Annotated in this window: 13 protein-coding genes; 8 read left to right on the plus strand and 5 right to left on the minus strand. The window is 58.4% G+C overall.

The features are described from left to right. Nucleotides 1-351: 351 nt before the first annotated feature. Nucleotides 352-828: a transcription elongation factor GreA gene (gene greA, locus RS75_RS07650; protein ID WP_045016726.1), complete on the plus strand. Its 477-nt coding sequence runs from the start codon at nt 352-354 to the stop codon at nt 826-828. A gap of 146 nt (nt 829-974) precedes the next feature. After that, complete coding sequence (locus tag RS75_RS07655) at nt 975-2,027, plus strand: glycosyltransferase family 4 protein (protein ID WP_045018952.1); 1,053 nt, start codon at nt 975-977, stop codon at nt 2,025-2,027. Between the two features lie 21 nt (nt 2,028-2,048). On the opposite strand, the gene RS75_RS07660 is transcribed toward RS75_RS07655, so the two are convergent. Continuing rightward, entirely contained in the window at nt 2,049-2,516 is a 468-nt protein-coding gene (locus tag RS75_RS07660) for an Lrp/AsnC family transcriptional regulator (protein ID WP_045018954.1), read from the minus strand. A 251-nt stretch (nt 2,517-2,767) separates the two neighbouring features. Here RS75_RS07660 and trxB point away from each other — a divergent pair, with 251 nt between their 5' ends. From trxB to RS75_RS07680, 4 genes are all read left to right on the plus strand, one after another. After that, the gene (gene trxB, locus RS75_RS07665) at nt 2,768-3,742 is read left to right on the plus strand and encodes a thioredoxin-disulfide reductase (RefSeq protein WP_045018956.1); all 975 of its coding nucleotides are present in this window, start codon (nt 2,768-2,770) and stop codon (nt 3,740-3,742) included. Between the two features lie 24 nt (nt 3,743-3,766). Next, a complete protein-coding gene (locus RS75_RS07670; RefSeq protein ID WP_045019189.1) occupies nt 3,767-4,663 on the plus strand; it encodes a LysR family transcriptional regulator VtlR in 897 nt (298 codons plus the stop codon). Between the two features lie 602 nt (nt 4,664-5,265). Beyond that, the gene (locus RS75_RS07675; RefSeq protein WP_045018958.1) at nt 5,266-5,556 is read left to right on the plus strand and encodes an ArsR/SmtB family transcription factor; all 291 of its coding nucleotides are present in this window, start codon (nt 5,266-5,268) and stop codon (nt 5,554-5,556) included. Nucleotides 5,557-5,683: 127 nt separating this feature from the next. After that, nucleotides 5,684-6,796 (plus strand): alkene reductase, encoded by a 1,113-nt coding sequence (locus tag RS75_RS07680; protein ID WP_045018960.1) that lies wholly within the window; start codon nt 5,684-5,686, stop codon nt 6,794-6,796. Between the two features lie 56 nt (nt 6,797-6,852). Here the strand turns inward: RS75_RS07680 and RS75_RS07685 are convergent, their stop codons facing one another. Both RS75_RS07685 and RS75_RS07690 read right to left on the minus strand, forming a co-directional pair. Continuing rightward, complete coding sequence (locus RS75_RS07685; protein ID WP_045018961.1) at nt 6,853-7,233, minus strand: DUF6220 domain-containing protein; 381 nt, start codon at nt 7,231-7,233, stop codon at nt 6,853-6,855. Then, the gene (locus RS75_RS07690; protein ID WP_045018962.1) at nt 7,233-8,270 is read right to left on the minus strand and encodes an NAD-dependent epimerase/dehydratase family protein; all 1,038 of its coding nucleotides are present in this window, start codon (nt 8,268-8,270) and stop codon (nt 7,233-7,235) included. The genes RS75_RS07685 and RS75_RS07690 overlap by 1 nt, the downstream gene beginning before the upstream one ends. A 90-nt stretch (nt 8,271-8,360) precedes the next feature. Between RS75_RS07690 and RS75_RS07695 the strand changes: the two genes are divergently transcribed. Then, nucleotides 8,361-9,305: a LysR family transcriptional regulator gene (locus RS75_RS07695; protein WP_045018963.1), complete on the plus strand. Its 945-nt coding sequence runs from the start codon at nt 8,361-8,363 to the stop codon at nt 9,303-9,305. Nucleotides 9,306-9,414: 109 nt separating this feature from the next. Here RS75_RS07695 and RS75_RS07700 read toward each other — a convergent pair whose 3' ends face one another. Continuing rightward, a complete protein-coding gene (locus tag RS75_RS07700; protein ID WP_045018964.1) occupies nt 9,415-9,681 on the minus strand; it encodes a DUF2188 domain-containing protein in 267 nt (88 codons plus the stop codon). Between the two features lie 195 nt (nt 9,682-9,876). On the opposite strand from RS75_RS07700, the gene RS75_RS07705 reads away from it, so the two are divergent. Next, nucleotides 9,877-10,986 carry a calcium:proton antiporter gene (locus RS75_RS07705; RefSeq protein WP_045018965.1) on the plus strand — a complete coding sequence of 370 codons (1,110 nt, stop codon included), beginning with the start codon at nt 9,877-9,879 and terminating at the stop codon, nt 10,984-10,986. Nucleotides 10,987-11,203: 217 nt separating this feature from the next. Here RS75_RS07705 and RS75_RS07710 read toward each other — a convergent pair whose 3' ends face one another. Continuing rightward, complete coding sequence (locus tag RS75_RS07710) at nt 11,204-12,406, minus strand: pyridoxal phosphate-dependent aminotransferase (protein ID WP_045019190.1); 1,203 nt, start codon at nt 12,404-12,406, stop codon at nt 11,204-11,206. Nucleotides 12,407-12,612: the final 206 nt, after the last annotated feature.

Consider the following 12,612-nt stretch of genomic DNA (forward strand, 5'->3'; position numbering starts at 1 on the left):
ATTGGGAATATGCCCATTCGCTCTGCGGGGCGGTGCCCCCGGAGATCTCGGCATGCCCTGAAAGCGCAGGACACATCGTATTTCGCCGCATTGGAAAAGATGGCCAACCGTTGCGCGCTGCCTTCCCAATGGTCATGTTCACTCTATGTCCCCTCGAAAGAGATCAAACGTTCCATCTAACTATTTGAATTAAATTAGAAATATACCTGTTTCAAATTTGCTGGCATTTCCCTGCCGTCTTCTGATATAGTCGGCTCAGTTGTGATTTTGACATGGTTCCGGAGTTCCTCTCCGGAACCTGTTTCTTTTTGTGTCTGCAAGTAAAGCGACAGGACTGCGAAGGATAAAAAAATGGTAGAAAAAGTACCGATGACGCACGGTGGATTCATCAAGCTGCAGGAGGAGCTGCGCTTTCGTCAGCAGGAGGAGCGTCCCCGTATCATCGAGGCAATTGCGGAAGCGCGCGCCCATGGCGACCTTTCGGAAAATGCCGAGTACCACGCTGCCAAGGAAGCACAGAGCCACAATGAAGGCCGCATCACCGAACTCGAAGATCTGACCGCACGCGCGGAAGTCATCGACCTGTCCAAGATGTCCGGTTCCAAGATCAAATTCGGCGCCACTGTGAAGCTGATCGACGAGGATAGCGACGAGGAAAGAACCTACCAGATCGTTGGCGACCAGGAAGCCGATGTGAAGGCTGGCCGTATTTCCATTTCCTCGCCCATCGCCCGCGCCCTCATCGGCAAGGAAGTCGGCGACAGCATTGAAGTCAACGCTCCCGGCGGCGCCAAGGGTTACGAGATTCTCGCGGTGCAGTGGGGCTGATTGCCCTCAAATGCAATGCGCCCGCTGCGGGCGCATTGCTTTCCGACGTATCGAACTGAACGCGCCCTGGAGCGCTCTGCGTCCGAAACGACGTTGCACAAGAACGCTCTAGCACTTCGAATCTGCCGCAAAGACGGAAGCCCATCTTGCCCCACGCCAGTCTGAAAGATGTGCAGGTGCTTGCGCCGAACTTCAAACGCCGGCTCTCCGGCGTCACCTCCACCATCGTCCAGCTTATCCCGGTGCAAAACCGGCTGGGGCAGAAGGTAGCCGTCATCGGACCCGGCCTGCCCCAGCATCTGCCGCATGTGCGTTTCCGCGATCTGTGGCGGCTCTGGCAGAACGGTCCGCTCGGCGGCCCGCGCATATGGCACGCCCGCCGCAATCTGGAAATGCTGCCGGGCATTTTTATGCGTGATGTGCTGCGCATGAAGGTGAAGCTGCTCTTCACCTCGGCCGCGCAAAGGCGGCATTCGGCCTATACCCGCTTTCTGATTTCGAAGATGGATGCGGTGGTCGCGACAAGCGGCCGTTCCGGCTCGTTTCTGGAAGTTCCCCATAGTGTTGTCATGCACGGCGTCGATACCGACCTGTTTCATCCGGGAAACGGTCCCGAAGACACGATCGCCTCGACCGGCCTGCCGGGCCAGTATCTGATCGGCTGTTTCGGACGGGTGCGCCACCAGAAGGGTACCGACCTTTTCGTGCGCGCCATGATCGAGCTTCTGCCCGCCCACCCCGAATGGACGGCGGTCGTTTCCGGCCGCGTAACCCCGGAACACAAAGCCTTCGCCGATAAGCTCACAGCCGATGTCGCAGCCGCCGGCCTCTCGGACCGCATCGTGTTTCAAGGCGAAGTGGACGACATCAAGCCCTGGTACCGGCGGCTGACGCTTTACGTCGCGCCGTCGCGCAACGAGGGTTTCGGCTTGACGCCGCTCGAAGCCATGGCTTCGGAAACGGCCGTCGTCGCCAGCAATGCCGGGGCCTATGAGGAGATGATCGTCAGGGGCGAGACCGGCATGGTCGTCGAAGCCGGCGACTACCCATCCCTGCGGGATGCGATAAAACCCTATCTTGCCGACCCGGCCCTCGCCAGGGACCATGCCCGTGCCGGGCTTGCGCATGTGCGCAATGTATTCCCGCTGGAAAAAGAGGCGACAAGCCTCGGCACGATCTACGACGTGCTGCGCGGGTAAGCGGCGGCAAGGCGTCGCCGTTCAGATCTCCACGAGACCGACGCGCTTGACCTGACGGATGGTGAGCATGGTGCGCACCGTATCGACGTTTTCATCCGCGGTCAGAACCTCGATGACGAAATCCTGGAACTCGGTCAGGTTTCTGGCGATGCAATGCAGCAGGAAATCGCTTTCGCCGGACACCATCCATGCCTGCCGCACCAGCGACCATCCACCCGTCGCCGCCGCAAAGGCTTTCAGATTGCTGTCCGACTGGCGCTTGAGACCGACCATGCAGAAGGCGACGAGATCGAAACCCAGCTTCGGCGCGTTCAACATGGCGTGATACCCCTCGATCACATCAGCTTCTTCCAGCTTGCGGACGCGCCTGAGGCAGGGCGGAGCGGAAATCCCGACCCGTTCGGCCAGCTCCACATTGGTCATGCGCCCGTCACGCTGCAATTCGCGCAGGATTTTCAGATCGATGGCATCGAGTTCGACGCTGGTCACGGAGAAGTTCCTCGTTTAGCTGGAGAACTTCCTTGTACTATTTGGTACGGGATTCGCAACAATATGCCGCCGGCTGGTCACAAAATTGCGCGCGCATCCACAACTGCCTTGTTGGTAACGCAAGGCTGCCCTTGAATAAAGGCACTAGACAACCTTAAATACCTGCCAACGAAGGGGTTGTGGCCTGTCCGCCGTCTTGCGGCTGGAAGGCTCTGCTGCCGAAAGGCCCCGCTATTGAAAGGAATGTTTCCATGTCTGCCCGCCATACCAAGGTATTGATCATAGGCTCTGGTCCCGCCGGGTATACGGCTGCGATCTACGCGGCCCGCGCAATGCTGAAACCCGTGCTGATTGCCGGCATGGAACAGGGTGGCCAGCTGATGATCACCACCGATGTCGAGAACTATCCAGGCTTCGCCGATCCGATCCAGGGGCCCTGGCTGATGGACCAGATGCTGAAACAGGCAACGCATGTGGGCGCTGAAATCGTCAGCGACCTCGTGACCGAAGTCGAAACCAACACGCGCCCCTTCGTGGTCAAGACCGATTCCGGTCAGGTCTGGACCGCCGACACGCTGATCATCGCCACCGGCGCCAAGGCAAAGTGGCTCGGAATTGAGAGCGAACAGCAATTTCAGGGCTTCGGTGTTTCGGCCTGCGCGACCTGTGATGGTTTCTTTTATCGCAACAAGGATGTGATCGTGGTCGGCGGCGGCAACTCCGCCGTGGAAGAAGCGCTCTATCTCGCCCATATCGCGAAATCAGTGACCGTCGTGCATCGCCGCGATAGCTTCCGCTCGGAGAAGATCCTTCAGCAACGGCTTTTCGCCAAGGAAAACGTCAAGATCCTGTGGAACACGGAAATCGCCGAAATCACCGGCGCACCCGCCAAGCCGCCCATGCCGCCCTCCGTCTCGGGCGTGAGGCTGCGTGACACCAAGACCGGTGCGATCAGCGACACGCCGATCGACGGCGTCTTCGTCGCCATCGGCCATGCGCCGGCGGTCGAACTGTTCAACGGCAAGGTGAAGCTCAAGGATAATGGTTACATGTGGACCGCACCCGATTCCACGGCGACCGACGTGGAAGGTATTTTCGCGGCCGGCGACGTCACCGACGATATTTACCGCCAGGCAATCACCGCCGCCGGCATGGGCTGCATGGCAGCCCTTGAAGCAGAACGGTATCTCACCGCGCAACAACCGCTCGCGGTAGCAGCGGAATAACCGAAAGGCAGGATAGGCATGGCAATGCCATTGGACTGGGATAAACTGCGCATTTTTCATGCCGCAGCCGAAGCGGGGTCTTTTACCCACGCTGCCGACAAGCTGCATTTGTCCCAGTCGGCCATCAGCCGTCAGGTCAGCGCGCTGGAACAGGATGTCGGCGTCAAGCTGTTTCACCGTCATGCCCGAGGTCTGATCCTCACCGAGCAGGGCGAACTGCTTTATCGCACCGCCCATGACGTGCTGCTGAAGCTTGAAACCGTCAAGATGCAGCTGACCGAAACGACGGAGAAGCCGAGCGGCAAGCTGCGCGTGACGACGACCGTCGGTCTCGGCCAGGGCTGGTTGACGGACAAGGTGCAGGAATTCCTGCAACTTTATCCGGAAATGTCGATCCAGCTCATCCTCGACAATGAGGAGCTGGATGTGAACATGCGGCACGCCGATTGCGCCATCCGCCTGCGCCAGCCGCAGCAATCGGACCTCATCCAGCGCAAGCTGTTTACGGTCCACATGCACGTCTATGCGGCGCCCTCCTATATCAACCGCCATGGCGAGCCGCAGTCGATCGAGGATCTGGACAATCACCGCATCATCTCCTTCGGCGAACCGGCGCCCAACTACCTGCTCGATGTCAACTGGCTGGAAAATGCGGGGCGCTCGTCGGACAACACGCGCATTCCACATCTGCAGATCAACAGCCAGACCTCGATCAAGCGCGCCTGCCTTCTGGGGATAGGTATCGCCTGTTTGCCCGATTATATCGTCGGGCGCGACCCGGGACTGATTCAGCTGTCGCTTGCCGCCGATATTCCCTCGTTCGATACCTACTTCTGTTATCCCGACGAGATGAAAAACGCTGCAAAACTGAAAGTCTTCCGGGATTTCGTCGTTGCCAAGGCACGGAACTGGAACTTCTGACGTTTAAATAGCCGACGAGCGGATATAATTGTTTAAATTCAATAACTTGCACAATGGTGCGTGAGAGCGGCACATAGATGCCGCTCTCCAGCTTTGCACATAAAATATACCGGAAATATCTAGACCTGCATCAAGCGCATGCCTGACCTGCACAAAGAAGAGTTGTTTCGTGCACAAAAAAGCACCATATCGCTCTCAGTTGATGCACACGGTGGCTTTTCCTCCCAGTTCCACCGCATCAGCTGTTCCCCTCTGGAGGTTTTTAACCTTCACACTTAAAGGGCCCTGGATCTATCCGGCGGCCCTCTTTTTTTACCCGCAAGAATTTTCTCCAATTTGGCGAAATATCGCACGATGCAACCTTGTTTTGTATTCTTGCCGCTCCCATATTTTAGTTAGCTGTCACGCTTGCCTATGCACGCGACAGCTGTTCCCCTCTGGAGGTTTTAACCTTCAAACTTATCAGGCCGCGGAGAAATCCAGCGGCCTTCTTTTTTGGAAGACGCTTCGTCGCCGCCGATAAGGCCCTCACGGAGACGTGAATTGTATATCGTAAATCATCGATATAAATATCGGAAACACCAGATATTAGAGAAACGCTGATGAACCCGGAGGAAATCCTCAAAGCCCTTTCACATCCTGCAAGGCTGAAGTTCCTTGAATGGCTGAAAAGCCCGGAAAGTCACTTCTGCCAAGACCATCCGCTCAGCATGGGCGTATGCGCCAACCAGTTCCAGATCAGCGGCCTGTCGCAATCGACGGTGTCGTCACATCTGGCGGTTTTGCAGGCGGCCGGCCTGATAAGGTCGAAGAAAGTCGGGCAATGGGTGTTTTTCGAACGCGACGAGGAAACCATCGACGCCTTCCGCAATTATCTGCAAGCCAATCTTTGAGCCTCCCAAGCTTATAAGACCGGGGCGTCGGACCGAAAGCTGCAAGGCGGTTTTCTCTCCGATGCCCAGACAAAAAGACAGCGCGCCAGCCGCGCAATTTTGCCAACCGACCAGAAAGTGAAGTCGCATGACCAGTCTTTTCGAACCGGCACAGGCCGGCGATATCGCACTCGCCAACCGTATCGTCATGGCTCCCCTCACCCGCAACCGCTCGCCGGGGGCAATTCCCAACAACCTCAACGCCACCTATTACGAACAGCGCGCAACAGCCGGGCTGATCGTCACGGAAGGCACGCCGATTTCCCAGCAGGGTCAGGGTTATGCGGACGTTCCGGGCCTCTACAAGCGGGAAGCGGTCGAGGGTTGGAAAAAGATCACGAATGGCGTGCATTCGGCAGGCGGCAAGATCGTCGCGCAGATATGGCATGTCGGGCGTATTTCCCACACGTCGCTCCAGCCACATGGCGGCCAGCCCGTCGCCCCTTCCGCCATTCCGGCCAAGTCCAAGACCTATATCATCAATGATGATGGCACCGGCACCTTTGCGGAAACCTCCGAACCCCGTGCGCTGACCATTGACGATATCGGCCTTATCCTCGAAGACTACCGCACCGGTGCACGCGCAGCACTTGAGGCCGGTTTCGACGGCGTCGAAATCCATGCCGCCAACGGCTATCTGATCGAGCAGTTCCTGAAATCCAGCACCAACCAGCGCACCGACGACTATGGCGGTTCGATCGAAAATCGCGCCCGTTTTCTGCTGGAAGCAGTGGATGCGGTTGCCGAAGAGATCGGCGCGGGCCGCACCGGCATCCGCCTGTCCCCCGTCACCCCCGCCAACGATATTTTCGAGGCCGATCCGCAGCCGCTCTATAATTACGTGGCGGAAGAACTCGGCAAGCGGGGTCTCGCCTTCATCCATGTCGTTGAAGGTGCGACGGGTGGTCCGCGCGACTTCAAGCAGGGCGACAAGCCCTTCGATTACGCCGCCTTCAAAGCCGCTTATCGCAACGCCGGCGGCAAGGGGCTGTGGATCGCCAATAATGGTTACGACCGTGAAAGCGCAATCGAAGCCGTTGAAAGCGGCAAGGTCGATGCCGTCGCCTTCGGCAAGGCCTTCATCGCCAATCCCGATCTGGTGCGCCGCTTTGAAAACGATGCGCCGCTGAACGAGCCGAACCAGCCGACCTTCTATGGTGGCGGGGCCGAAGGCTATACCGACTATCCGGCGCTTGGCTGATAAGTGATAAATCCAAAACGCCGCACCGCTCCACAGCGGTGCGGCGTTTCGCTGTTTTAACGCAGGCTTCGCGCCTGCCGCGCGGCAAAATCGGAAAATGCGCCCATGACGAACGCATTGGCGACATGCAGCGCCTGCAAAAAGCCATTGCCCGTTTCCCGGCCGATGCTCATCAGCGCCACCTGAAGACAGTAGAGGCCGAGCAGCACCAATGCGCGGCCAAGGTTCGGCCGGAGGTTATCGTAGCGCAAGGCAAAGACCACCAGCGACACGATGGGAGTGGCAATGAAAATGCCAAGCCCCTTATGGATCGAAAGCAGCGATCCGTCATAATAGATCGACAGTCCGGCCAGCAGCACCTGCGCGAAAATCAGCACCGGCACGCTTGCCGAAATCGCTGCAAACATGCGGGACAATCCATTCACCGTTGTCACCATCACACCCTACTCCCGGCATCGGCCGGACGACGAAGGTTCGCCGGTTGCGGCACCTGTTCAAGGCAGCCGAGGCTCGCCAGTGTCGCCGCTACCGCAACATCGATCGGCGTTTGCGGTTCCGCCCCGAGAAAATCCACAAGCTTGCGATTGCTCATCCGGATCGGCATCTGCCAGAGATATTTCATTTCCAGGACTTCACGGAACAATGGCATGAAAGGCGCGGCCAGCCCCATGGCCCACCAGGAAAGCTGCCGCATCTTGACCGGATGGCCCACCACGCGCTCGATTGCCGCGACCAGTTCCAACCCGTCGAAATCCCAGACACCCTCCATGTGGTAGACGGCAAAAGTCTGAAGCTCGTCCGAGCGATCAAGCAGCCGTCCGATCGTCTCCGCAACATCAGGCAGATAGGCCCATTGATGCCCCGCGTGGGGATGTGCCGGGTTCTGAACGCTGCGGACCGGCTTGCCCGGCCGCACCAGCATCTGCGAAAACCAGTTGTTTTTCGCATCCGGGCCGAAAAAATCCCCGGCACGGACGATCAGCACGGGCACGCCGCGCATCGACGCCATTTTCAGCCGCCGCTCCATTTCCACGCGCAGGACGCCCTTGCGGGTGAAAGGCCTTTGCGGACTGTCCTCCGTCAAGAGCGGAAAAGCGTCAGAGCCGAAATTATAGACGCTGCCCGGAAACACGATCCTCGCCCCGCAGGCCTCGGCGGCGGCAATGGTGTTGTCAAGCATCGGCAACACCTGTTTGTCCCAGTTGCGATATCCCGGAGGATTGACCGCATGGACGATGAGCTTGGCGCCGTTTGCCGCCGTCACCACATCCTGCCGGTTCATGGCGTCACCAGTCACACGCTCGACGCCATCGGTGGCGTCGGTCGACACCGGTTGTCGTGTCATCGCCCTCACCCGCCAGCCGCGCTGCAGCAGCATCTTCGAAACATGGCTGCCGACACCGCCATTCGCCCCGATGATCAAGGCTAGAGGCTGGTCATTCCCTGCTGTATTTGCCTGATTTTCATATATCATGGTGGTCACTCCTTCCTGTGGGCTGGAGTATCGACCCATCAGGCGATATACGAAATTGTCGAAATAAGTGGAACAGCTATACAAAATCTTATGTTCAAAAGCCGCAATGTCAGTTGGGATTTTTACCGGACCTTCCTCAGCGTGCTGCGTGACGGCTCGCTTTCCGCCGCTGCCCGCGAACTCGGCATCACCCAGCCGACGGCTGGGCGCCACATCAGCGCGCTGGAAGAAACCGTTGGCTTTCCGCTGTTCATCCGCTCGCCGCACGGGTTGATGCCGACGGAAGCCGCACTGGCGCTCCGGCCCTATGCGGAAAATCTGGCAGCGACGGCCTCAGCCCTCATGCGCGCCGCCTCCGGCGAAGTCGGCAAGATCGAAGGCACGGTGCGCATCAGCGCCTCGGATATCATCGGCGTGGAAATGCTGCCGCCGATCATTACGGCCATGCAGGAGGTTCATCCCCGGCTTGAAATCGAGCTTTCGCTCTCCGATTCGCTGGAAGATCTTTTGCGGCGCGAGGCCGATATCGCCATTCGCATGACCGAACCGCAGCAGGATGCGATCGTGATGCGTTATATCGGCAATTTCCGTCTGGGATTTCACGCGACGCGCGACTATCTGGCGAAAGCCGGCACTCCGAAAGACATGGGCGACCTTGAAGATCATCGCCTCATCGGTTTCGACCGCAAGACGCCCTTCATTCGCGCGGCCGTGCAGCGCATGCGTTCAATCGATCCGGAGATACCGGACACGGAAGAAATTTCCTTTGCAATCCGCGCCGATAGCAATCTTGCTCAGCTTGCCATGATCCGCGCCAGCGCGGGCATCGGCGTCTGTCAGATCGGTCTGGCGCGCAAGGACCCTCGGCTTGTCCAGGTCCTTCCGAAAATCGACATCCCGCTGCACACCTGGGTCGCGATGCATGAAAATCTCAAGACCTCGCCGCGATGCCGTGCCCTGTTCAGCGCCCTTGTCGAAGGCCTCAAGGCCCATCTCAAGGAAACCGATCCGGGCGCACCGCCACAACGGCGCTGACGTCATTGCGCCATCGATGCCGCGCGACCTTGCGTCCGCACTTGCATGAAACAAACCGGCGAAGCATGGAGGATGATGCCGTTTTCACCGGAAATGCTGAAACCCTTCATCAAAACGGCCTGGCGGGAGGCGAAACCTTGTCGACCACCTCCGCCTCCGGCCGATCGCCGCCCTGGCTATATTCTTCATGCCACTGGCCGCGCTCGTCCTGATAGCTGATTTCCTCGTCATCGCCGCCCACCTGCTGTTCGGCGGCAACGATGCGCGCGGCCTCGACGGCATCGGCATAGGACGGAAATGTTTCGGAATAAGCGCCGTTCATGCGGTAAGCGAAGCCCCCGTCATGTTCGACGATTTCATATACCACTTTGGTCATGCATGTTCCTCCTGTTTCAGTAGGTGACATGGCAACCACAACCGCGCTTCAAGCATTGCACCCGAGGGGGACACCGCGGCACGAGCAGCATGTCCAGACGACATCACTATCCTACCAAAAGCACTCAAGCGCAAATCCTGCTTGATCTTCACGACGATACGTCACAGCCTCACATTGTCAGGAGAGGGGAAATCGATGGTGGGGTCTATTTTGAAACAGGAGCGCATGCTGCTCCTGGCCATACCTGCGGCGATCGTCGCCTACATGGCCGAACATGCAGTATTCGAGGCCGGCAAAACGGCCTCGCTCATTGCTGCGATCGCGCTCATCGGCATGATCATTCTGGTGTCGGTGCGGGTTGCGCATCACGCCGAAATCCTGGCGACCAAAGTCGGCGACCCCTATGGCACGATGATCCTGACACTCTCGGCGGTGGCGGTGGAAGTGCTGATCCTCGCCATCATCATGAGCGAATCCAGTTCGCCGACCCTGGTGCGCGACACGATCTATTCCGCCGTGATGATCGACATCAACGGCATTCTGGGCCTGGCCGCCCTGCTCGGCGGCCTTCGCCACGGCGAGCAGCCCTATAATGACGATTCCGGCAAGACCTACGGCGTCATGATCCTCACCGCCATGGGCATCTCGATGATCGTGCCGGAATTCATTCCCGATCAAAGCTGGCACGTCTATTCCGCCTTCACCATCGTCGCCATGATCGCGCTTTATGCCCTGTTTCTCAAAATGCAGGTCGGCACACACAGCTATTTCTTCAGCTACGCCTATCCGCGCAAGGCGCGCCCGGATGGTCAACCATCCGACAGCCATGCGGAAGAAGAGGGAGAGGAAGGCAGCGCATCCCTCTCCATCGGTCTCATCATCGCAGGCGTGGTGCTGATCGGCGTGCTGGCGGAATTCATGGCCGCCTTCTTAAGCGAGAGCCTCGAAGGCACAAGCGCGCCACCAGCGCTGATGGCAGTGGTGGTCGCGACGATCTCTGCATCGCCGGAAATCCTGACCGCACTCAGGTCCGCATTGCGCAACCGCATGCAGGCCGTGGTCAATATCGCCATGGGCGCCTCGCTCTCAACGGTAATCCTGACGGTGCCGGTGATGGAGGGCATCGCGCTTTACACCGGCCAGCCATTCGTGATGGCGATGACACCGGTCCAGACCGTCATGGTCTTCATCACCCTCATCGCGGCCGCCATCAATTTAAATGACGGCGAAACCAACGCGATCGAGGGGATGACGCATTTCATCCTCTTCGCCACCTTCATTATGCTGTTGTTTCTCGGGCTTTAAAAAGCCCGGTAAGCTGCCGGGCCGAGGGTGATGACAACGCTGCCCTCCCGCACAACGTCATCCTTGGGCTTGTCCCAGGGATCTAATCACATCCAAATAAATCTGGCGTTGCAGATGCTCGGGACAGGTCCGAGCATGACGGCAGAGAGCTTGCGGGACTTTGAAACAAAAAAGCCCGGCATCGCTGCCGGGCTTCCTTCAAGATCGTATCAACCGATCAGCGGCAATCGGCGCAGAAGCGCTGGATGCGCTTGCAGGCTTCTTCAAGCAGCTCTTCCGAAGTGGCGTAGGAAATGCGGAAGTTCGGGCCGAGGCCGAAAGCCGATCCCTGCACGACGGCGACGCCTTCGGCTTCCAGAAGCTCGGAGACGAAATCCACATCCGTTTCGATGACCTTGCCCGACGGCGCGGTCTTGCCGATCATGCCGGCGCAGGACGGATAGACGTAGAATGCGCCTTCCGGTGCCGGGCAATTGATGCCCTTGGCCTGGTTGAGCATGGAGACGACGAGATCACGACGGCCTTCGAAAATCTTCTTGTTGGCCGGAATGAAATCCTGCGTGCCGTTCAGCGCTTCGACAGCCGCCCATTGCGCAATCGAGCTGGCGCCCGAGGTCTGCTGGCCCTGGATCATGTCCATGGCCTTGATGAGCGGCAGCGGGCCGGCCGCATAGCCGATACGCCAGCCGGTCATGGCATAGGCCTTGGAAACGCCGTTCATCGTCAGCGTTCGGTCATAGAGCGAAGGCTCAACCTCGACCGGCGTGACGAATTTGAAATCGCCATAGGTCAGGTGCTCGTACATGTCATCCGTCAACACCCAGACATGCGGATGCTTGACCAGCACGTCCGTCAACGCCTTCAGCTCGTCATGCGAATAGGCAGCGCCGGACGGGTTGGAAGGCGAGTTGAAAACGAACCACTTGGTCTTCGGCGTAATCGCCTTTTCAAGCGCTTCCGGCTTCAGCTTGAAATTGTCTTCAAGCGTGGTGTCGACGAAAACCGGCGTACCGCCGCAAATGGCGACCATTTCCGGATAGCTGACCCAGTAAGGTGCGGGAATGACGACTTCGTCACCCGGGTTGAGGGTGGCCATGAAGGCGTTAAAAAGGATCTGCTTGCCGCCGGTGCCGACGATCGTCTGCTCCGGCTTGTAGTCCAGGCCGTTTTCGCGCTTGAACTTGTCGGCGATGGCCTTGCGCAGTTCCGGAATGCCGGAAACGGGCGTGTACTTCGTTTCGCCGCGCTTGATGGCGTCGATGGCGGCTTCCTTGATGTTTTCAGGCGTATCGAAATCCGGCTCGCCGGCGCCAAGGCTGATCACATCGCGGCCCTTCGCTTTAAGCTCGCGGGCTTTCTGGGTAACGGCGATGGTGGCGGATGGCTTTACGCGGGAGAGAATGTCGGCAAGGAAGGCCATTTTTAATCGGTCCTGTTGTGGTTGACATCGGCAGAGGCAGGAAAACTTGTCTTCTGCGGCATTTTCTATGTCGAAAGACAGGCGGTCTTTCAAGGTCAAAAGCAGCATATGTGGCATGGAGAAGAATTTAAACCTTCCTTAACCCGGAAGTAACGCTTGATGCGCTAAAATCATCAGCTAGAGGTCGTCTCTCTATAGCTGGTGGA

The sequence above is a fragment of the Rhizobium nepotum 39/7 genome, assembly GCF_000949865.1.
Taxonomy (GTDB): Bacteria; Pseudomonadota; Alphaproteobacteria; order Rhizobiales; family Rhizobiaceae; genus Agrobacterium; species Agrobacterium nepotum.

What these genes read in the sequence shown, in the direction of transcription:
- RS75_RS07675 (WP_045018958.1), top strand. Translation starts at nt 5,266, where the DNA reads ATGAACCCGGAGGAAATCCTCAAAGCCCTTTCACATCCTGCAAGGCTG.
- RS75_RS07705 (WP_045018965.1), top strand. Translation starts at nt 9,877, where the DNA reads ATGGTGGGGTCTATTTTGAAACAGGAGCGCATGCTGCTCCTGGCCATA.
- RS75_RS07685 (WP_045018961.1), bottom strand. Translation starts at nt 7,233, where the DNA reads ATGGTGACAACGGTGAATGGATTGTCCCGCATGTTTGCAGCGATTTCG.
- RS75_RS07700 (WP_045018964.1), bottom strand. Translation starts at nt 9,681, where the DNA reads ATGACCAAAGTGGTATATGAAATCGTCGAACATGACGGGGGCTTCGCT.
- RS75_RS07680 (WP_045018960.1), top strand. Translation starts at nt 5,684, where the DNA reads ATGACCAGTCTTTTCGAACCGGCACAGGCCGGCGATATCGCACTCGCC.
- greA (WP_045016726.1), top strand. Translation starts at nt 352, where the DNA reads ATGGTAGAAAAAGTACCGATGACGCACGGTGGATTCATCAAGCTGCAG.
- RS75_RS07710 (WP_045019190.1), bottom strand. Translation starts at nt 12,406, where the DNA reads ATGGCCTTCCTTGCCGACATTCTCTCCCGCGTAAAGCCATCCGCCACC.
- RS75_RS07670 (WP_045019189.1), top strand. Translation starts at nt 3,767, where the DNA reads ATGCCATTGGACTGGGATAAACTGCGCATTTTTCATGCCGCAGCCGAA.
- RS75_RS07695 (WP_045018963.1), top strand. Translation starts at nt 8,361, where the DNA reads ATGTTCAAAAGCCGCAATGTCAGTTGGGATTTTTACCGGACCTTCCTC.
- RS75_RS07690 (WP_045018962.1), bottom strand. Translation starts at nt 8,270, where the DNA reads ATGATATATGAAAATCAGGCAAATACAGCAGGGAATGACCAGCCTCTA.
- trxB (WP_045018956.1), top strand. Translation starts at nt 2,768, where the DNA reads ATGTCTGCCCGCCATACCAAGGTATTGATCATAGGCTCTGGTCCCGCC.